Origin of the sequence: Thermocatellispora tengchongensis, assembly GCF_014202315.1 — a bacterium.
GTDB classification, from domain to species: Bacteria; Actinomycetota; Actinomycetes; order Streptosporangiales; family Streptosporangiaceae; genus Thermocatellispora; species Thermocatellispora tengchongensis.
Window position 1 is genome coordinate 89,103 of record NZ_JACHGN010000023.1, and the last position, 19,884, is coordinate 108,986.

General features: G+C 70.4%; 17 protein-coding genes. 5 read left to right on the forward strand and 12 right to left on the reverse strand.

The genetic code is table 11. The features are described 5' to 3' along the window. Window positions 1-49: 49 nt before the first annotated feature. Together HNP84_RS40045 and HNP84_RS40050 are read right to left on the reverse strand one after the other, a co-directional pair. Entirely contained in the window at window positions 50-937 is an 888-nt protein-coding gene (locus tag HNP84_RS40045; protein ID WP_185055281.1) for a YwqG family protein, read from the reverse strand. 68 nt (window positions 938-1,005) lie between these two features. Continuing rightward, on the reverse strand, window positions 1,006-3,045 hold the full coding sequence (locus HNP84_RS40050) for a sensor histidine kinase (RefSeq protein WP_185055282.1): 2,040 nt from the start codon (window positions 3,043-3,045) through the stop codon (window positions 1,006-1,008). 560 nt (window positions 3,046-3,605) lie between these two features. Between HNP84_RS40050 and HNP84_RS40055 the strand changes: the two genes are divergently transcribed. The 3 genes from HNP84_RS40055 (at window position 3,606) to HNP84_RS40065 (ending at window position 7,321) form a co-directional block, all read left to right on the forward strand. After that, complete coding sequence (locus HNP84_RS40055) at window positions 3,606-4,586, forward strand: hypothetical protein (RefSeq protein ID WP_185055283.1); 981 nt, start codon at window positions 3,606-3,608, stop codon at window positions 4,584-4,586. Window positions 4,587-4,656: 70 nt separating this feature from the next. Further along, window positions 4,657-5,790: a mandelate racemase/muconate lactonizing enzyme family protein gene (locus HNP84_RS40060; protein ID WP_185055284.1), complete on the forward strand. Its 1,134-nt coding sequence runs from the start codon at window positions 4,657-4,659 to the stop codon at window positions 5,788-5,790. 139 nt (window positions 5,791-5,929) lie between these two features. Next, window positions 5,930-7,321, forward strand: a complete 1,392-nt coding sequence (locus tag HNP84_RS40065; protein WP_185055285.1) for an MFS transporter — start codon at window positions 5,930-5,932, stop codon at window positions 7,319-7,321. A 23-nt stretch (window positions 7,322-7,344) separates the two neighbouring features. Here HNP84_RS40065 and HNP84_RS40070 read toward each other — a convergent pair whose 3' ends face one another. Beyond that, window positions 7,345-8,031 carry a GntR family transcriptional regulator gene (locus HNP84_RS40070; protein ID WP_185055286.1) on the reverse strand — a complete coding sequence of 229 codons (687 nt, stop codon included), beginning with the start codon at window positions 8,029-8,031 and terminating at the stop codon, window positions 7,345-7,347. 260 nt (window positions 8,032-8,291) lie between these two features. On the opposite strand from HNP84_RS40070, the gene HNP84_RS40075 reads away from it, so the two are divergent. Both HNP84_RS40075 and HNP84_RS52135 read left to right on the forward strand, forming a co-directional pair. Further along, complete coding sequence (locus HNP84_RS40075; protein ID WP_185055287.1) at window positions 8,292-9,140, forward strand: fumarylacetoacetate hydrolase family protein; 849 nt, start codon at window positions 8,292-8,294, stop codon at window positions 9,138-9,140. A 43-nt stretch (window positions 9,141-9,183) separates the two neighbouring features. Then, entirely contained in the window at window positions 9,184-9,339 is a 156-nt protein-coding gene (locus HNP84_RS52135) for a hypothetical protein (RefSeq protein WP_221337354.1), read from the forward strand. Window positions 9,340-9,358: 19 nt separating this feature from the next. On the opposite strand, the gene HNP84_RS40085 is transcribed toward HNP84_RS52135, so the two are convergent. From HNP84_RS40085 to HNP84_RS40125, 9 genes are all read right to left on the reverse strand, one after another. After that, window positions 9,359-9,856, reverse strand: a complete 498-nt coding sequence (locus tag HNP84_RS40085) for a flavin reductase family protein (protein WP_185055288.1) — start codon at window positions 9,854-9,856, stop codon at window positions 9,359-9,361. A gap of 63 nt (window positions 9,857-9,919) precedes the next feature. After that, window positions 9,920-11,092 (reverse strand): acetyl-CoA hydrolase/transferase C-terminal domain-containing protein, encoded by a 1,173-nt coding sequence (locus tag HNP84_RS40090; RefSeq protein ID WP_185055289.1) that lies wholly within the window; start codon window positions 11,090-11,092, stop codon window positions 9,920-9,922. Further along, window positions 11,092-12,207: an acyl-CoA dehydrogenase family protein gene (locus tag HNP84_RS40095; protein ID WP_185055290.1), complete on the reverse strand. Its 1,116-nt coding sequence runs from the start codon at window positions 12,205-12,207 to the stop codon at window positions 11,092-11,094. The genes HNP84_RS40090 and HNP84_RS40095 overlap by 1 nt, the downstream gene beginning before the upstream one ends. 60 nt (window positions 12,208-12,267) lie before the next feature. Further along, on the reverse strand, window positions 12,268-13,500 hold the full coding sequence (locus HNP84_RS40100; protein WP_185055291.1) for an acyl-CoA dehydrogenase family protein: 1,233 nt from the start codon (window positions 13,498-13,500) through the stop codon (window positions 12,268-12,270). Between the two features lie 25 nt (window positions 13,501-13,525). Next, complete coding sequence (locus HNP84_RS40105; protein WP_185055292.1) at window positions 13,526-14,281, reverse strand: enoyl-CoA hydratase-related protein; 756 nt, start codon at window positions 14,279-14,281, stop codon at window positions 13,526-13,528. A 388-nt stretch (window positions 14,282-14,669) separates the two neighbouring features. Further along, the gene (locus HNP84_RS40110) at window positions 14,670-15,977 is read right to left on the reverse strand and encodes an amidohydrolase family protein (protein ID WP_185055293.1); all 1,308 of its coding nucleotides are present in this window, start codon (window positions 15,975-15,977) and stop codon (window positions 14,670-14,672) included. A gap of 33 nt (window positions 15,978-16,010) precedes the next feature. After that, the gene (locus tag HNP84_RS40115) at window positions 16,011-17,468 is read right to left on the reverse strand and encodes an aldehyde dehydrogenase (RefSeq protein WP_185055294.1); all 1,458 of its coding nucleotides are present in this window, start codon (window positions 17,466-17,468) and stop codon (window positions 16,011-16,013) included. Then, window positions 17,449-18,537, reverse strand: a complete 1,089-nt coding sequence (locus HNP84_RS40120) for a zinc-binding dehydrogenase (protein ID WP_185055295.1) — start codon at window positions 18,535-18,537, stop codon at window positions 17,449-17,451. Before HNP84_RS40120 ends, HNP84_RS40115 begins: the two co-directional genes overlap by 20 nt. 1 nt (window position 18,538) lies before the next feature. Continuing rightward, the gene (locus HNP84_RS40125) at window positions 18,539-19,774 is read right to left on the reverse strand and encodes a cytochrome P450 (protein ID WP_185055296.1); all 1,236 of its coding nucleotides are present in this window, start codon (window positions 19,772-19,774) and stop codon (window positions 18,539-18,541) included. Window positions 19,775-19,884: the final 110 nt, after the last annotated feature.

Below are 19,884 nucleotides of genomic sequence, written 5' to 3' on the forward strand. Positions count from 1 at the left end.
AGCGCGCCGGCGGCGCCGCGTACGACGATCGGCCACGGACGGCCGCAGATCACTGAATGCTCAGGCGGATGCCGTGCTCGGCGTCCGCCGGGCACACGAAGACGGTGAGTGATCCGCAGCGGCCGAGCGTGAGCGAGGTGGGCTCACAGGCGTCGCGGTAGGCGGGCGAGCCGTGCGCGAGATGGCGGTCCTCCAGGGGCCGCCATCTCGGCCCGGTGCCACCGTCCCACTCCGTGCTGTCCAGTTGCAGGAGCGGCTCGGTCTCCGTCCCGCAGACCTCGCACGGCAGTTCGTACATGTCGGTGCTGTGCCAGGTCTCCCAGCCGCCGATCTTGCAGCCCGGCGCGATGGACAGCAGGTACTGGTAGCGGGCCCCGGTCTCATCGCGCCATCGGCGCAGCGCCCGCATGTGGTCCCTGGGCAGCTCCTGGTGGAAGGGGTATTCGGTGACGCGTTCCGGATGCAGGACGCAGGGACGGGGCAGATAGTCCTCCTCGACCGGAAGCGCCGCCCATGAATCCGCGGCGACCGCAGGACCGCGCCCGGAAGGCTCCGGGATCTCCGCCGTCCGCCGCCAGATGAGCCGGATCGCCGGGCCCCAGATGTCGTCTTGCACGTGCACGGCGGGACACCAGAGCACCTGGAGCAGATCACGGCCGTCCGGGAACGGGATCTCGGGGATGTCCCGCGCGAAGAACTGCGCGACCCCCGCCATCGGGATCGGAGGGTCCTGCGGGCCCCGCCCTCGGCCGAGGGGGCGGGCGCATGTGGGCCAGACCTCGTCCTCCGGCCACAACAGCGGCCCCCCGATGTGGCTGTCGTGGACGCCGGGCGCGCCCGGACGCGGGTGCAGCCGCACGGCGGTCCGCGCGTAACCGGTCATCCACGGGAACACCGCGGTGACGTCCACCGGCGGCGCGGGCGTCGTACGAGTCATGCGGCACAGTCTAAGATCATCGTTCCGGGCCAGGCCGCTATCCGGCCTTGAGGGCGTGGGCGCGGATCTCAGCTCGCTGCCGGCGTGTCGGCGGGGGCCGGTACGGCGGTGTCGAGGGGAAGGGAGACCTCGATGAGGGTGCCGCCGTCCGGGGGCGAGGAGATCAGGCAGGAGCCGCCCAGCTCCGCGGCGCGTTCCCGCATCGAGGACGTGCCCACACCGCCACGCCGGGATTCCGGCAGCCCCACGCCGTCGTCGCGTACTCGCAAGGACAGCGCCGAGCCGGCGTCGAGCGTCACGGACACGGTCGTGGCGTTCGCGTGCCGGAGCACGTTGGTCAGCGCCTCCTGCACGATCCGGTAGACCGCCACCTCGACCGCCGCGGGGAGGCTCGACAGGTCTCCGCTCACCGACACCGTGATACGCGGAGCCGCTCCCCCGGCCCCGCCCGGCCCGCCCATCGCCTCCGTGGCCAGCGCCCGCACGGCCCCCTCCAAACCCAGGTCGTCCAGCACCGGCGGACGCAGGCCGTAGACCAGCTCGCGGATCTCGCCGGTCACCCCGTTCATGCCCTCGCGCAGGTCACTCAGGAGGTGGTCGGCCTGTTCCGGCGACGTCCGCAACGTGTGCCGCGCGATGGTGAGCGTCATGCTCATCGCGGCGAGCGACTGGCCGAGACCGTCGTGCAGGTCGCGGCGGAGCTTGCGGCGCTCCTCCTCGCGGGCGCCGATGATCCGCTCGCGGGAGCGCTGGAGTTCCGCGGTGAGCCGTACGGCGTGGGCGAAGTCGGCGGCGTACGGCGTCAGCGCGTTGATCACGCGCTCGCTGTGGGCGGCCGGGAAGCGGCGCGGCCCGGGCGCGCCGATCAGCAACCGGCCGACGTCCTCACCGTGCCACACCAACGGGACCACGCGTGCGGTGGCGACGTCGATGTGGCCGCTCTCCAGGTAGCCCGGCCGCCCGTCGCGCACCTCGATGGCCGCGCCCGTGACGACCAGGCCCTCGCGCACCGCGGAGACCAGCGACGCGAGCGCGGTGGCCGGATCGGCGGAGTACACCTCGCGGGTGAGTCGCCGCTTCAACGCCTCGGGGTCTCCGATGGGGCCGTAGAAGGCGCGGTCGAGCAGCCGCTGCAACCGGCGGCGGAGCGGCTGGAAGAACGCCCCGGCGAACAGCGCCGCCGCCAGCCCCTGCACCTGGCCGTACTCGGAGAAGAACAGCCCGCACACCGCGCCGACGCCGAGATAGACGGCGCCGACCGAGCCGACCACGACCGTGGCCACCAGGGTCCTGCTGACCAGCGTGTCGATGCCGTACAGGCGATAGCGCATGACCGCCACCGCGATGGCGACCGGTATGGCGGCCGTCGTCACCATCGCCAGCGGCGAGAAGGGCGCCCAGAACTCGACGATCAGGTTGGCGGCCGTGGCGTACAGCAGCCAGCCGATCTGCCGCCGCCGCACGGTGTCGGCCGCCCAGAACCTCGCCACCAGCGACAGCAGGCAGACGGCTTCGAGCGGGTAGACGAAGTTGAACGGGATCACGGCCAGCCAGTCGTTCACCGGGTCGATCCAGGCCACTTCCAGCGGGTTGGGCCCCCGCGGCGAGCCGGCAGGGGCGACGCGGCAGATGAACGCCACCGCCTGGACCACCATCACGACCGACACGACGACGGCGACGGGCCGCCACCGCCGCGACGGCAGCCGTCCGTCCGGGTAGAGCAGCGGCAGCAGTTGATCCACCGCCAGTACGCCGAGCGCGCCGAACCCCGCGTTGACGGCCATGGGGTAGTACTGCGCGTGGAGGTCGCCGGTGTAGGCGAACCACTCGTACGCCGCCTGGGACGGCCCGAGCAGGGCGATCGTCAGGCCGCCCGCGACCATCAGCCATCCGACGAGCACCCTCGGCCGCCGGACGACCAGCAACGCGCCGAGCACCGGGTAGACGATGCCCACCACATCGTCGCCGGTGAGCACCGACGGCCGCACCGGGGTATCGACGGGCAACACGAACCGGCTCACGGCCGCCGCCACCACGATGGTCACCGAGAAGGCGGCCAGCCCTCCGGCGACCAGCCCCGCCGTACGTACTCCGGTGAGCCGGCGCACCCCCGCCCCCTCCTCCCGCCACCCCGCAGGTGAACGCGGTGCTCGACAACGCTCCGTCGCCGGAGCTTAACCCGATCCGCACGCCGACCGCCGAGTCAGGACCTGTCGAATCCTCGGACACGCAGCAGGAAAGACAGCCCCCGCTCTGACCGCCCCGCCCGACATCGCCGTAACCCGCCGCGCAACGCCGAACCCGTCGGCAGCACTCTCCGGTGAAACCACGGCGGCCTGCCCGCCACCGCGCTCCCCCCAACGGAGCGATCACGACCGAGGCCGGCGACTTCTACCCCGGGCGCCTGCCGCAGCGTCTCGGCCGGCACGGCGCCGACTCCGGCGAGGACGAGCAGGGCACCCGCGCAACCACTGGTCCGCTTGGCGGCCGGCCGGCGTTCGCGCCGCACGGGGGCGGGAGTCCGGGGCCGGACCATCGCTGTTCCCGGTCGAAAGCCGCCGGAATGGTGGTAGTTCTTGTGCCCGCTTTCGGCCTGGTGGGCGGGCTGTGCGCGCGGGGACGATGGTGGCGCCAGTCGTCTCGCCAGCGTGTGCCGGGAGGCATCCTCATGCTTCAGACTTTCGGTGAGGTAATCGAGAACGGGGACCATGTCGGCCTGAGTTTCAGGGCGACCGACCGCTGGACCGTGCCCGAGGACCTGCGGAGCTCCGCTCGGACGGCCGATACTCCGTTCGATTCGACCGCTCTTCTGCTGGGTGACGCCGTACGTGGACCGGTGCTCCTGTTCCTGGCCGTGCAGCCCGGTTTCACGCCCCCGGACGCCCCGGCGCATGGTCACGCCAGTGACAATTTCCGGCTTTCCCTGCGCGGAGTCCTTCCGATGGGGCCGGAGTCCTACGGTGAAGGGGAGTTTCGCTTTCAGCGAGGCTGGAAGCCGTACCCGAGCGACAATTACGCCCACGGCCCCGAAGGCGGCTGGACCGTGTTGTGCTTCGCCGACCGGCGCGGTATGCGGGTCCGCCATGTCAGCCCGGACGCGCCGTCTCATTCGGCTGGGGACGCGAAACTCGCCGACTGGCTGGGCGTCAAAGGCGATCTCACCTCCGACGACCCGGCCGATACGGCCGGTCCGTCGGCCCTCGCCACCACTCTGGGCGTGTTCCGGAAACCGTTCTTGAACGGGTCGTACGCCGAATCGGATGAATGGCCCCGGGTGGATGAGACGACGCGCACCGTGGGGGCGTTGATGGGGGACCCGGAATGTGGCCCGGTCATCATTGTTTCCACGACCTCCGCCGGCGGCTGCGCTTCCGGCGGGCTCACCGCCGGCACCGAAGTGTTTCACCTGGTCGTGCGTGGGAGCTGCACGATCGGCGGAGTCGATCACGTGGCCGGTGACATGCGCGTCCAGCGCCCGGGGGCGCACATGGGACCGATCATCGCCGGCCCCGAGGGCGTCGATGAACTGATCGTGCTCGGCGACCGGCGAAACGCGGTTCCGTCTCTTCCGGAGACGCTGCGAGGCTGGCCCACCGTCATCGAGTCGCTCACTTTCCATCTCGCGGAGACCTTGAGCAGCCGGTCCTAGTCGATTCGTGGTTCCTCTCGTCCTGTCATCACAGGAAATGTCAGGCTGGTTCGAGTGGGGTTGATGTGCAGTGACGGATCAGGGCTCGGAGATCACCCGTGTCGACGGCCGCCGGGTGGCGCTCCCCACCGGTCTGAAGGACATCCGGCTACCGAATGGCCAGCGCGTTCCCGCGAACCTGAACGTGCTGCTCGTACGCCTCACCGACGAGGACGGCGCCACCGGCTGCTCGATGCTCTGGGCGCAGCAGGAGCGGCAACTGAGCCTGTTCGAATGCGGGCTGCGGTATCTCGCCCCGTACGTACGCGGGAAGCGCCCGCAGGAAGGCGCCGCCCGGCAATCGTTCCTCCGCCGGCAGCTCGGTTTCGTCGGATCAGAAGGGATCGCGGCGTTCGCCGTCTCCGGCCTTGAGATGGCCGCCGAGGATCTTCGATGCAGGCGCCAGGGCATCAGCCTGGCGACGGCCTTCGGTAAGACGTCGGATCGGATTCGGGCCTATCAGACCGGCTTGATGCTGGAAACCCCGGAAGACGACCTCGTCGCGGAGGCGAAGGCCATCTACGCGAGCGGCGTCAAAGCAGTGAAGATGATCGTCGGGAAACCGGACCTCGCGGAGGACGTCGAGCGAGTACGGCTCGTGAAGGAGGCTCTGCCGCCGGATGCGACGTTGATGGCGGACGCGCTGCAGCGATGGGATTACCGCACCGCCCTGCGGGCCGCCGAGCGCTTCGCGGAGTTCGAGCCGGCGTGGCTGGAGGACCCGCTCGACCATCGCGACGTGGCCGGTTATCGGCGCCTGGCCGCCAGATCGCCCGTTCCGATCGCGACCGGGGAAAGCCTGTACCGCGCGGACGACTTCCGCGCGCTCGTGGACGCGGGCGTGCCCTATCTCGTCGGTGAGCTTGAGCGGGTGGGCGGCTTCCGGCAGTGGATGCGCCTGGCGGATCTCGCGGCGAGCGGTTCCTCGGTATTCCTGCCGCACATCTATCCGCATGTCTCGGCACAACTGGCGGCCGCCCTCGACCAGCGGGAGGTGTGGTGGGAGTACGTGCCCTGGTTCGACGGACTGGTCCGGCAGAAGTTCGACGTCCGGGATGGATACCTCACCGTCTCCGACCTCCCGGGCTCGGGGTTCGACCCCGATCCGGAAGCGATCGAACGGTTCTCCCGGACGGAATGGACGGACCTCGCCGCGTCCGGCTAGCCCTCGATCTGCGGGGTCGCCTGATCGCTCGCCCGGCGGGCCGAGACGGTCGCCCTGCCCTCCACCAGCAAGCACCGCGGAGAACACGATGTCCCAACCTGCCCGCATCCACTCCGGCGGCACCGGTCTCAGCGACCGGATGGATCGCGTTCCCGTTCTGACGCGGCAGCATCGCGTCTGGCTGGGCGTGCTCGCCGCTCTGCTCTTCTTCGACATGGCCGACCTCAACAGCTTCGCCCTGGTCGCCCCGGCGATCCGTGACCACTGGAATCTGACGTTGGGCGACGTCGGATTCATCACCTCCGCCTCCTTCCTCGGCATGTTCGCCGGCTCCATCGTCGGGGGCAGGATCGCGGACCGGATGGGCCGAAAGCGGGTCATCGCGGGGGCCGTCGCGATCTACTCGGCGTTCTCTCTGGCCTCGGCGTTCGCCGTCGGCATCGTCGATCTGTCGATTTATCGGGTTTTGGTGGGATTCGGGCTGCAGGCCATGACCGTCGTCCTCCTCACCTACATCTCCGAGATGTACCCCAAGCAGTTCCGTGGACGGATCCAAGCGCTCGTCCTCGCCTGCGGCCTCCTCGGGATCCCGGCGATGGCGGTCTTCGCGCGCTTCGTCGTCCCGCGCGATCCGTCCGGCTGGAAGTGGGTCTTCGTGCTCGGGGCCGCGGGCATCGTGGTCGCGGTCATCGCCCTGCGGGTCCTTCCCGAGTCGGTGCGCTGGACGGCGGCCAACCGGCCCAGTGCCGACGCCGAAGCGCTCGTCACCCGGATCGAGGAGGACGCACGACGTCGCACCGGCACGGAGCTGCCGCCGGTCGAGCCCCGGCCGGCCCTCGTGAGCGGCTCTCCTCGCGAACTCCTCCGTCAGCCGCTCCTCAAGCGCATCTCGGTCCTGTCCACGTACATGATCATCGTGACGTCGGCCGGCTACGGCTTCAACGCCTGGCTGCCGACGTTGCTCGTCGAGAACGGTTTCAGCACGGCCCAAAGCCTGTCGTTCACCTCGACGATCGCCATCGCGGCCTGCCCGGGCGCACTCCTCGCGACCCTGTTCATCGACAGGATCGAACGCCGGACCTCGCTGTTGCTGATCAATGTCGCGTTCGGTCTGCTGCTGTTGACGTTCGCCTTCGCCACCGACTACACGGTCCTGCTCGTGAGCGGGATCCTGCTCATCCTCGTGATCTACGCCGGGAACGCCTGCACCTACACCTATCTCCCGGAGGTCTTCCCGACCCGCCTTCGCGCCCTTGGCGCCGGTATCGGGAACGGCGCCGGTCGCGTCGCGACGTTCGCCAGCACGTTCGTCATCGCCTGGGCTCTGGCGAGCCTCGGCAGCGAGACGGTCTTCCTGTGCCTCGGAGTGGCGGCGTTCGCGGCCGCGGCCGTCATCGGCCTCTTGGGCGAGCGCACCCGCAACCGCTCCTTGGAGACCATCTCGGAGACGATCGCCACGGCGCGGCCGGTTCCGGCGGCAGGGCCGGCGATGCTCGACGCCGCCCCGGGCATCGAGAAGCAGGACGGATAGCCCGGCCCCCCGAGCCGAACTCGTCAGGCCGACGTCTCTGGCTCCGCGTTGGTGTGTGCCGCCAGCACGATCGACATCACGTGCAGCACGTGGTCGGACATCAACTGGGCGGCGCGCTCGGCCTGCCCGGCGAGCACGGCCTGCGCGATGGAGACGTGCTCGTGCGCGCAACTGACCGAGTCCTGCGATGCGGGGACGTCGCGCTCTCGCAGGACCGACGTCAGTACGAGCGCGTCGTCGATCGACTGGGCGAGAACCGCGTTGCGGCTCGCCGCGGCGATGGTGTGGTGGAAGTCCCGGTCGTGCCGCCGGAACGCCGCCGCCTCATGGGCCTCAGCCGCCTTCAGGGACTGGCGCGCCAGGTGGACGAGCCGCTCGCGCTCCCGCGAGTCGGCGCGGTTGGCGGCGTACCAGCTTGAGGTGCGTTCCAGTCCGGCGCGGAACTCGTACGCGTCACGGATGGCTCCGACGGAGGGCCGGACGACCTGAAGGCCGCGCTCGCACGGCTCGACGAGGCCGACGTGCTTGAGGCGCAGCAGCGCCTCGCGAACCGGAGTCTTGCTGACGTTGAGCATGGCGGCCACCTGTGCCTCGCTCACGCGGCTGCCCGGGCTCAGCGTCCGGTCCACGATGCTGTCGCGGATGGCGCGCAGCACCCGATCGGTCAGGTTCTCCGGCCGGTCGATGAACGGAAGCGGCGAGGCATTCACACCGGGATCATATCTCAGGTACTGGACGCTGGAGGTGTGGCGTGGCCGTCCACATCGGAACTAGCCCAGTTGATATACGGTATATGTCGCTAGTCTCGCGACTCGTCCACGATACAAAGGCCCTGTTCAGTGAGGTTATTGGCACGAGTCACGGGCAGGCTTCCGCCAGCCGTGACCGTTGTTCCGCGCAGATGGGCGAGATATGGTCGATGTCGAGATACGAGATACGGACACGGCGATGGCCCTCGGGAAGGACGTACATGCGGCTGGCGAGCATCCTGCGGGACGGGCGGGCACTTCCCGCCCTGGCCGGCGACCGAGGTGTCGTCGCGATCGACGATCTGAAGCCGGGTCTCCCGGCCGACGCCATGGCGTTCCTGGAGCCGCAGGCGTGGCAGGAGGTGGTGGCGCTCGCGCGGCAGGCCCCCGACGGCGTCTTCGTGCCCCCGGGTGAGGTCGTCTTCACCGCGCCGTACCGCCGCCCGCGCAAGATATGGGGCATCGGCCTGAACTACCGGGAGCACGCCGCGGACCTGAGCGAGAGCGCACCGGACCAGCCGGCCTCGTTCATGAAGGGCGACCACACGATCGTCGGACCTGACGAGCCGATCGTGATCCCCCGCCAGAGCACGCGTACGACCGTCGAGGCCGAGCTGGGGATCGTCATCGGCCGGTACTGCCGCGACGTGCCGGAGGAGGAGGCTCTCGACTATGTCTGGGGCGTCACCACGGTACTGGACCAGACCGCCGAGGACATCCTGCAGCTCAACCCCCGTTACCTGACGCGGGCCAAGAACTTTCCGACCTTCTTCTGTTTCGGGCCGGAGCTGGTGCCGATGTCGGAGGTGCGCGAGCGGTTCGGGTCGCTGGAGGAGATCGAGGTGACGACGGTCGTCAACGGGCATCGGCGCCGCTCGAACATCGTGGCCCACATGATGCACCGGCCCGCGTCACTGGTCGGCTTTCACAGTCAGATGATGCCGCTCTTCCCCGGCGACATCATCTCGACCGGGACTCCCGGCGCGATCGTGGTCGCCGACGGCGACATCGCCGAGGCGGTCATTCCCGGCATCGGGCACCTGAAGAACTCGGTGAGGGCCGAGATATGAGGCATGGCGTGCCGGAATCGAGCGGTTCCACGGGAGCGAACTCATGGATCTGAACCTGCGGGACAAGGTGGCGCCGGTGTTCGGCGCGGGTGGCGGCCTGGGCGGGGCCATCGCCGGCGCCCTGCTGCCCGGCATGCGCAAGCGGGGCCGGCGACGGGTCATCATCCGGGTGGACGGCGGTCTCATCGCCTCGGTGTGATCAGGCGGGTCACACGTGGTCACACCGCCATGAGGCGCCGGAACCGGCTGCCGTGGAAGACCAGCGGCGGCGTGCCGGGCTCCGAGCCCAGGCGGTGGATCTCAAGCAGCACGATCGAGTGGTCGCCCGCGGGATGCTCGGCGTACAGGGAGCAGTCCAGCCAGGCGCTGGCGCCGGGGAGGAAGACCTCTCCCTCCCGTCCCGCCTCCCAGCGCACTCCCCCGAATCGATCACCCTCCTTGCGCGCGAGCCGCAGGCAGGTCTCCTCGTGGTCCTCCGCCAGGACGCTCACCCCGATCCTCGCCCGGCCGCGCAGCCGCGGCCAGGTCGCCGAGGTGTCCTGCATGCACACGGACACAAGCGGCGGCCTTATCGAGACCGAGGTGAACGAGCTGGCCACCATCCCGACCGGTTCCCCCTCGACCAGGGCGCAGATCGCGGCCACCCCGGACGGGAAGCACCCGAAGGCCTGCTTGAGCAGACGAACGTCGTCGCCCACCGGCTCCATCTCGATCATCTGGACACTCCTCGCTCACAGATCACGGCTGCGCCGTCCGGAGAATCAGGCTCGAAAAGACGATCATCGCTCGGCGATCTCGCCGTCCCAGAGGCCCAGCAGCGCCCGCCTCCGTTCGGGCCGGTCGAGCCCACGCAGGTCCGCGATCCCCCGGTCCGTGACGACGACGTCCACGTCGTGAGACCCCGTTGTCACCGGACGCGACAGGCGGCTCACCAGCGTGGAGTAGCCGTCGTACGCCGAGGCGATGGCGATCACCGACAGGCCGCGGCCCCGCACCCCGGCGGCGGCGAAGTCCGGGTGGCCTCCGATCATGCCCACTGCCGCGGAGCCGATGCCCTCGACGTTCACCTGTCCGTCCACATCGATCTCAAGCGCGGAGTTCAGCGCGATCAACGGCGGAAGGTCCGGCGACGACAGCCGGGCCGCGTCATGGGTCACCTCCACCGGGCGCAGGATCGGCCGATCGTCCGCCCACTCGTAGAGCCGGCGCGTGCCGCTCAGGTAGGCGGCGACGGGCTCGCCCACCAGAAGGCCCTTCTCGTCGAGATCGACAACGGGGTCCGGCAGGAGGCCGGAGTCGATCCGGACCGGCACCTCCAGGGCCGAGACCATCGCCTGCGCGAGCCGCCCCGGGCCGACCTGCACCCGGCCGCCTTCCGGTACCAGCCGCGCGACCCGCCGGGCGATGGCCACGTCCGCCGCGGTCGGCGCCGGGGTGGGCACCTCGCCCGGCCCGTCACCGGTCTCACCGATGACGGTGACCATCTCGCCGGGCAACGCGGGCCCGGCGTCCGCACACGGCGAGCCGGAGGAGAGGACCGCGGCCACCGGCACCCCGGCGTCCACGAGGCCGCGCAGATACCCGACCTCGGTGCCCAGACGCAGGCCGTCCGCTCGCCGGACGACGGTCGCGACCACCAGGTCCGGCCGGAGCGGCCCGCGCAGGAGCGCGGGCACGGCCGACAGCCGGGTGGGAACGGCGTGGGCATGGCCCGCTTCCACCATCGCGCGGGTGCCCGGTCCTCCCATGAGGACGCGCACGTCGGCGAACGCGCCCGGGTCCAGATCCGGGGCGGGCAACGGCATCCAGCCGAGCACCAGCCGCACGTCCCTGCCCTTCGCGGCGCGGCTCAGCGGGCCGTGCAGCACGCGCGGGGTCCCCACGCCGTCCGCGAGCGCGATCCGTGCCCCTGGCTTCACCAGGCGGGCCAGTTCGTCCTCGAACGCGGCCATCACCGCCCCCGCTCTCCGGCCGCCGTACGGGGCAGCCCGGCCGGCTCCAGCAGGCGCTCAAGGTGGTCGTGTGGGTGCCGCAGCAGCATGCGGCCGACGGTGGCGCGCTTCAGGTAGAGGTGGGCAGGGTGCTCCCACGTCATGCCGATGCCGCCGTGCACCTGGATGTTCTCACCGGCCGCGAGCAACGCGGCGTCCGAGCAGGTGGCGCCGGCGATGGCCGCGGCCTCGGCCACGTCCAGACCCCGGTCCGCCGCGTACGCGGCGTAGAGCGCGGCCGACCGGGCCGCCTCGACCTCCAGCAGGACATCGGCCAGCTTGTGCTTGACCGCCTGGAACGAACCGATGGGACGGCCGAACTGAATGCGCCGGCGCGCGTACTCGGTGGCCATCTCCAGGCAGCGCTCGGCCACGCCGACCTGCTCGGCCGCGAGCAGGATCACCGCGGTGTCGAGGATCGACGGGATCAGGGTCGCGCCGTCGGCGCCGGCCAGGGTGGCGGGGGCGGCGTCGAACATCACGCGAGCGACCCGGCGGGTGGGATCGACGGTCTCGATCGCCTCGGCCTTGACGCCGCCGCCGGACTCGACGAGGAACAGCGAGGTGCCCGCCGGCGTGCTCGCGCTCACCACGAACAGGTCCGCGGAGCTCCCGTCCAGCACCCAGTTCTTCGTGCCGGTGATCCGCCAGCCGTTCGAGCCGGGCACCGCGCGGGTGCGCGGCACCGCGTCCCAGTCGCGCCCCGGCTCGCGAAGCGCCAGCGTCCCGGTACGCCGGCCGGCCGCCAGCTCGGCGACCTCGTCACCGGACGCCGTCAGCAGGAGCGCCTGTATGGCGAGGCCGGTCGAGAGCAGCGGCGCGCAGAGCAGGCTGCGGCCCGCCTCCCCCAGCACGACGCCGAGCTCGACCAGGCCGCCGCCCGCGCCGCCGTACTTCTCGGGCACGGCCAGTGCGGGCAGTTCGAGCTCCGCGCAGAGCCGGCTCCACGACCGCGGCGACCAGCCGCGGTCGGACTCCATGTCCCGTCGTACCGCGCTCTCGGAGGCGACGTCGGTGAGGAAGGCGCGCACGCTCTCGCGCAGGTCCTCGTGCTCGGGGTCGTACCTGAACCGCATCGTGGCCTCTCTGTCGAGGGTCCCATCAGGTCGTGGTGTTCGCGGGGCGGGAGATCCGGGTCAACTGCCCGGCCGCGGCTCCCGCGGGAGGCCGAGGACCCGTTCGGCCAGGATGTTCCGCTGGATCTCCGAGGTCCCCGCGTAGATCGTCCCGGCTCGCGCGTTGAGGGAGACGTTCCACCAGCTCCGCGACGAGGACGGGTCGGCACCGGGGTCATCCGTGCGCAGCGGGCGCGTGGCCTCCTTTCCCGTCAGGGCCAGACCGTCGAGCCCTTGGATGTCCAGTGCCAGTTCGGTGACCTCGCGGTGGTACTCGCTCCAGTACAGCTTTGAGACCGAGGAGGCGTGCCCCAGCTCGCCGCCCGCCATGACGTCCGACAGGATTCGATAGCCCAGGTACCGCATCACCTCCACGCGGGCGCGGGCACGCGCGAGCCACTGCCGGATCACCGGGTCCTGGTCCCGGCCCTTCCGGCGGGCGAGCTCGAAGAGCCGGTCCAGCTCGGCCCGGAAGTGGATCGGGTTGGTCGCGGCCTCCTCGCCGCGTTCGAAGGTGAGCAGCACCGAGGCGACCGTCCAGCCGTCACCCGGCCTGCCGACGATCATGCCGGCCGGCGTACGGGCGGCGTCGAAGAACACCTCGCAGAAGTCCGTGCCGCCGGTGGCGTGCCGGATCGGGCGGACGTCCACACCTGGCTGGTCCAGCGGGATCAGCAGGAAGGACAGACCGCGGTGCCTGGGAGCCGCCGGGTCGGTGCGCACCAGCGCGAAGATCCCGGTGGCCGTGTGCGCTCCGGAGGTCCAGGTCTTCTGCCCGTCCACGACCCACTCCTCTCCCTCCAGGCGGGCCCGTGTGGTAACCGACGCCAGGTCGGAACCCGCGCCGGGCTCCGAGAAGCCCTGGCACCAGCGTTGCTCGCCGGACAGCAGGGCGGGCAGGATGGCGCGCTTCTGCTCCTCCGTGCCGAACCGCAGCAGCGTGTTGCCGAGCATCTTCACGCCCGTCGAGTCGGCGGGCTGCTCCCCGAAGGGAAGGCCGGCCCGGGTGAGCTCCTCCACCAGCGCCACCTGGTGCAGCATGGTCAGCCCGCGTCCGCCGTACTCCAGGGGCCAGGCCACTCCGAGCAGGCCACGGCGGTACATCGTCCGCCGCCACTCGCGGACGAATGCCCGGGTCTCCTCAGCGGTGGCGATGGCACCCGTCCCCGCCCAGCCGTCGGGCAACTCCTCTGCCAGCACGGCTCTCACTTCGGCCCGGAACTCCGCGACCTGCGGTGGATAGTCCAGATCCATCCGGTAACTCCCTGTGTGGGCTCGCTCAGCGGTTACGCCAGCAGGGCTCTCGGCGCTCGGCGAAGGCGGCGGCGCCTTCGGCCGCGTCCTTCGACCAGAACACGGCGTGGGCCAGCTCCCGCTGACGGGCCCAGAAGTCGTTGGCCGTCGCCCCGTGGCAGCCACGCAGCAGGTTCTTGCTCGCGGCCACACCGAGCGGGGCCGAGCGCGCGATCCGCGCCGCCATCGTCAGCGCCTCGCCCAAGGTGGCGCCGGGAGGGGTCACCCGGGAGACGAGGCCGAAATGATGAGCGCGTTCCGCGCCGATCGGCTCACCGGTGAAGGCCAGCTCGGCGATCAGCGGTCGGGGCAGTATGCCCGGCAGCCGGTACAGCGCGCCGCCGCTGGGGAACAGCCCGACCCGGGTCTCCGGCAGGCCCAGCAGGGCGTCCGAGGCCGCGACCAAGATGTCGGCGACGAGAGCCAGTTCGAGACCGCCTCCGAGGGCGACGCCTTCGACGGCGGCGACCAGCGGTTTCCTGGTTCCCTCCCGGAGGAGCACCTGCGCGCCCTGCGGCCTTCCGGTGCGGGCGAACTCCTTGAGGTCCATGCCCGAGCAGAACGTTCCTCCGGCTCCGGTGAGCACTCCGACCCGCAGCTCGTCGTTTCCGTCCAGCTCCTCGAAGACGGCACGCAGTCCCAGCGAGATGTCGGAGTTGATGGCGTTCTTGACGTTGGGCCGATTGAGGGTGATCACAAGGATGTTCTCGTCCACCACCTCGGTCAGCACGGTGTCCGTCATCGCAGGCTCACCCGCACGTCCGTGCGCCGGCCCGGCATGCGGCGATCAGGGCGATCGGGTCCGCTTGACCTCACGGGCGTCACGCCGCCCGGCTCGCCGGCCATGCGCATCGCCGAAGCGACATCGAATTGCATCTGTCGCTTTCCTCCTTCTGCCTCGGTGGTGAAAACGACTCGGCTGTCCCGGCCGGTCGCGGCTGCGTCTCGGATGCCTCCGGCTCGGCCCGAGGTCCCGTAGGGTCGGCTCGCTCCGGAGGCGCCCGATCCGTTCCGGAACGGCTGGGCCGCTCGCCTGAAGTGCGTCCCGCGGGAAGGGCGGCTTCAACGGGACCATCACTGCTAGTGGTCCGGCTGCCAGGGCTCACACTCCCCGAGCCCGGCGCCGACGGTCACGGACGGGAGCGCGCACCCGAATCGGCGTCGGTCGCCTGACCCGCCGCGCCCAGCAGCGTCGAGGCCGCCTGTACCGAGGCCGGGGGCTCCGGATGGTGGTACAGCGCGGCGGCGTTCCCGAAGCAGATCTTCTTGACGGTCTCCGTGGGGAGGGACTCCAGCTCCGATCGGAACAGCGACTGGCTGTCGGGCCACGAGCTGTCCGTGTGCGGGAAGTCCACCTCCAGCATCATGCGGTCCTCGCTGATGACGTCGAGCCGGCGGAACGCCGACGGGTCCTCGATCGAGGTGAACCAGAAGTTCCGCCGCAGGACGTCCACGGGATGCGTGTTGATGGCGGCCCACACTTCGGGCTCGGCGTCCCGCTGGCGGTAGGCCCGGTGCAGGCGCTCGACGACCATCGGCACCCACGAGATCCCGGCCTCCGACAGCACGATATGGATGTCGGGGTATCGCAGGGGGATTCCGGAGAAGATCCAGTCGACCACCGTCTCGATCCCGTTGAGCGGGAACAGCGCCACCTGCACGGGCACCGGTGAGTCGGGCGACGGGCACGAGATCCGGCCCGAGGACCCGATGTGCAGGTTGATCGCCGTCTCGGTCTCCGCGCAGGCACGCCAGAACGGCTCCCAGTGATCGGAGTGGACGCTCGGATAGCCGAGCGCCGCGGGGTTCTCCGTGAAGCTCACGGCGTGCACGCCCCGCTCGGCGTTGCGGTAGATCTCCTTGGCGGCCAGTTCCGGATCACGCAGGTAGGTGATCTGGCACGGAATGAGCCGATCGGGATGCGAACCGGCCCACTCCTCGACCACCCAGTCGTTGTAGGACCGCACGCACGCGTACGCGAGCTCCGGGTCGGGGATGCGCGACAGCGTCGTGCCGGCGAACCCCCAGGTGATCGAGGGGAAGCACAGCGAGGCCCACACCCCGGCCAGGTCCATGTCCTGGACCCGGGCATCGGTGTCGTACACCGACCGCCGATAGTCCTCCATCCGCATCTTCACCGACCGCCACTCGCTGATGGGCCGGTTCGCGGCGCCGTCCATGCCGGTGAAGAAGAAGTGCTTGCCGCCGACCCGCCAGGCCGGCCGGCCCTCGACCTGGACCAGCTTGGGCGCTTCGTCGCGCAGCCTGGCCGGCACCCGGTCGAACAGGGTCGGGGGCTCGAACGCATGGTCGTCGACCGAGATCACCGGGCACCAGACGTCCCTGGGCTCCGGCTCGGGCAGGAAGGACAGCTCGTGATCGGGCCCGACCGTGAAGATGTCGGTGTCGGACAGGGAAGCTTCGAGATCGCTCGGCATCGTGTCACCTCTCGTACGTTCTCTCGGGGCCGGTCACAGGAGCGGCAGTTGCTTCGGCTCGGTGTAGGCGAGGAGTCCTTCGATGCCGCATTCACGTCCGATCCCGCTCTGCCGGAAGCCGCCGAAGGGCGCGTCGAAGCTGCCCCCCTGGCCGTTGACGAGCAACATGCCGGCCTTGAGCCGCTTGGCCACGCCGGCCGCGCGCTCGGGGTCGCCGCCCCACACGCTCGCGGCGAGCCCGTAGTCGGAGTCGTTGGCGATGGCGATGCCCTCGGCGTCGTCGTCGTAGGGGATGACCCCGACGACCGGGCCGAAGATCTCCTCACGGGCGATGCGCATCGAGTTGTCGACGTCCACGAAGACGGTCGGCTCGACGTACCAGCCCACGTCCAGGCCGACCGGGCGTCCGCCGCCGACGGCGACCCTCGCTCCCTCCTTCCGCCCGATGTCCACATAGCCCTCCACCCGGTCCCGCTGGCGCTCGGACACCAGCGGGCCGATCTCGGTCGCGGGGTCGGCCGGATCGCCCACCGCCATCGACGAGACCATGGCGCACAGGGCGTCGGTGAACTCCTCGCGCCGCGAACGCGGCACCAGGATCCGCGTCTGGTTGGTACAGGTCTGTCCGCTGTTACGGAAGGCGTAGTCGCGGAGGCCGGCCATGGTGAGCGCCACATCGGCGTCGTCCAGAATGAGCGCGGCCGACTTGCCGCCCAGTTCGAGCGTGCAGCGCCGCAGGTCGCGGCCGCAGATCTCGGCGATCCGGCGGCCGGCCTGGGTCGAGCCGGTGAACGCCACCCGGTCCACGCCGGGGTGGCTGATGAGGTGCTCGCCCGCCTCCCGATCGGCCGAAACCACGTTGAGCACCCCGGGCGGAAGGCCGGCCTCGTCGAAGATCTCGGCCAGGACCAGTCCGTCGATCGCCGTCTCGGGCGACGGTTTCGCCACGACGGTGCAGCCGGCGACCAGCGCCGGAGCGATCTTCATCAGCAGCAGGGCCTGCGGATAGTTCCACGGCGCGATGGCCGCGACGACGCCGGACGGGTCGTGGACCACGAGGGCCGGCAGGCTGAGCCCCGTACGGGCCTGCTCGAACTCGAACCGCTTGCCGAGCCGGATGAAGTACGTGAGGATGTGCTGCGCGATGGGGCCCTGGGCCTGCCGGGAGAACGTGATCGGGCTCCCCATCTCCGCGGTGATCAGCTCCGCGAGCTCTCCGGCGCGCGCGGCGTACAGTTCGCTCGCCCGCTCCAGGTAGCGGAGCCGCTCGGTGACCGGAAGGCCGGACCACGAGCCCTCGTCGAAGGCACGGCGCGCCGCGGCCACGGCACGGTCCATGTCGGCGGCCGTGCCGTCAGGGGCGCACCCGATGACCTCCAGCGACGCCGGGGACACGACGTCGCGCAGCGGCCCTGTGGACGCGACCCACTCACCGTCGATGTAGATCGCCTCGCGACGGCGATCTGCGGATTCAGAACGTCGTGATGACACTTCGGATGACCTCACCTGAGAGCATCGCCTTCATGGCGACGTTGATCTCGTCCAGACGGACCTGCTGTGAGACGAGCGCCTCGGTGGTGAGGCGGCCCCGCTCGATCAGATCGACGAACAACTGGAAATGGCGGCGGACCTGCGCCGAGCCGGCCACGCACCCCTTCACCGTCTTCTCGTTCGCCTGTAGGTCGAAGGAGGGTGCGCGGAACTCGCTGTCCATCGGCCCGTAGCCGACGAGCACCAGAGTCCCGCCCTTGCCGATCATGCGGTACGTTGACGCGACGATCTCCGGCGCGCCGACGACGTCGAACGCGTAGTCCACGCCCCTGCCGCGGAGCAGCTCCTTCACCTGCTCCTCGGCGGGCGCGGTCGCCGGATCGACGGTGTCCGTGGCCCCGAGACCGCGGGCGATCCGCCGTTTGGACTCGACCGGATCGACCGCGATGATCCGGGCGGCGCCGGCGATGACCGCGCCCTGGATGACCGACTGACCGACTCCGCCGCATCCGACCACGGCGACGGTCGAGCCGGGGTGCACGCGCGCGGTGAACAGCGCGGCGCCGACGCCCGTGGTCATGCCGCAGCCGAGCAGGGCCAGGTGGGCATCGGGCAGGTCCGAGGCGACGCGGACCACCGACGCCTCGTCGCAGGTCAGGACGTCGCTGAACGTGCCGATCCCGCTCATGGCGACGGCATGCGAACCGTCGTGCCGAATCGCGCGCGGCGCCCGCAGGAAGGGGCCGAGGGCGTCGCACAGGTGAGAGCGATCATGCACGCAGTACGGACAGGCGCCGCATGCCGGGCGGAAGGACGCGATCACCCGGTCGCCGACGGCGACCCGGGTCACCTGGTCGCCGGCCTCGATGACCGTGCCGGCCCCCTCGTGGCCGCCGATCATCGGCCCCGAGACCATGCCGGGGAACAGGCCGTCGCGGACCGAGAGATCGGTGTGGCAGATGCCGCTCGCGCCGACGGCGACCACGACGTCGCGCGGACCGGGCGGCAGCGGCTCCAGCGACTCGACCGCGAGGTCCTTCCCGAACTCCACGAGCACGGCGGAACGCATGTCAGTGCTCTCCTTGGAACCGAAGGGGCAGGTGATCGACGCCCATCATCTGGCCCATCATCAGGCGGGGCAGGTGCCGCGGGGTTCCCACCAGTTCCAGGGGCGGCCGGGCGATGAGGGCTTCGAGGAGGATCCGTATCTCGGCCCGCGCCAGCGTGGCCCCGGCGCAGTAGTGCGGGCCGATGCCGAACGCTAGGTGCTGCCGGGGGTTCGCCCGATCCGGCCGGAACGTCTCGGCGTCCTCGAACTGCTCGGGATCGCGGTTGGCGGCGGCGTAGAGCAGCACCAGCCGCTCCCCCTCCGCCAGCGAGGTGTCGTGGAGCGTCGTCGGCGCCGTGACGGTGCGGAACATGGTGTGCACGGGCGGGAACAGGCGCAGGCCCTCCTCCACGATCCCCTCGATCGAGGCGGGGTCCGACCGCATCCGGGCCTGCAGCTCCGGATGTGTCACCAGATGATGGACGAGACTCGCGATCGACCGTGCCGTCGTCTCGAATCCCGCGAAGACGAAGGACCGGACGATGTTGCGCAGCTCGTCCTCGGTGAGGGGCCGGCCGCCGAAGTCGGTCTGGACGAGCGTGGTGAGGTAGTCGTCGCGAGGCCGGGCCCGGCGCTGACTCAGGTGCGTGCTCGCGAGAGCGTCGAGCTCCCGCATCGCCTCCAGCATCGCCGGTGTGCCGGCGTGTTCCAGAACCGTCGCCGCGAATGCCTGGAGCTGCTCGTTCGCCGCCTCGCCGAATCCCAGGAGACGGCCCACGGCACGCACGGGAATCTGCACGGCGACCTTCTGCACGAAGTCGTCGTCGGTTCCCTCGGCGAACGCGTCGAGCACGCGCTCGGTGAGGTCGCGCAGGTACGGCACGATGCCGCGCACCCGCGGCGCGCTGAGCACTTCCATGAACAGCTTGCGGTACGCGATGTGGGCCGGGCCGTCGAACTCGATGGGAATGCTGGGGTCGCGGCCGGGGTGCGGCGGGTGGATGACGCCCTGAGCGGAGGAGAATCTGGTGCAGTCCTTCTCGACTTCGACGACGTCGGCATATCTGGTGACGAGCGCGAAACCGTCGTGCGCGGCGGTCTTCGCGACCGGGCAGCCCGCGAGAAGGCGGCGGTAGACCTGGTTCAGGACCTCATCGCCGAGTTTTTCATCGAGATGGTCGAAGTTGGCGGCGAGCCGCTCGGCATCCACGTCGCCGTCCATTTTCGTGTCGCTGTACATTTTCGTGTCGCTGTACATTTGCAATGTGTTACCCCTGACGTGGGTCAGATGAGTGCGCACATCTTCCCTATTCTTGGTAATAGGCGTCAAGGCGCATTGGGTGGTGTTGTCGGTGCTCGTTTCCGTAT